Below are 505 nucleotides of genomic sequence, written 5' to 3' on the forward strand. Positions count from 1 at the left end.
AGCATGGCAGGAAATTGGGGATACTATCTTTTAAGTCCCTTAAATTTTATAGTTTTACTATTTCCAGCCACTAAAGTAAATCTAGCTATTTATACTATAATTTTACTAAAAGTTATGGTTGCATCAGGCTCCTTTTATTATTTAGCAAAGAAAAAAATGGGAGCCACTGATACTTGGTCCATTTCATTTGGAGTTGCTTACTCATTATCTGCATATGTAATTAGTTACTTTGGGAACCTAATGTGGCTTGATGCTATTGCTTTTTTGCCAATAATCGTTTACGGACTTCTTTCAATTATTGATGGAAAGTTTTCTATTACTTATGTAATATTTTTAGCAATTACTATTGTAGCTAATTATTATACAGCTTTTATGACTTGCTTATTTTTAGTGGGATTTTTCTTTTATCAAGCTTTCATTACTTTTACTAACTGGAAAGTTTTTATCAAAAAATTCGTTATTTTTGCAATCTCATCTCTCACTGCTGCTTTAATTTCTAGTTTTG

1 protein-coding gene is annotated in these 505 nt (G+C 29.7%); it reads left to right on the forward strand.

Annotated features, from left to right (window positions below):
- On the forward strand, positions 1 to 505 hold a 505-nt coding region (locus ACNDLV_RS08210), incomplete at both ends, for a YfhO family protein (RefSeq protein ID WP_498883107.1).

It is taken from the genome of Lactobacillus fornicalis, from assembly GCF_055362665.1.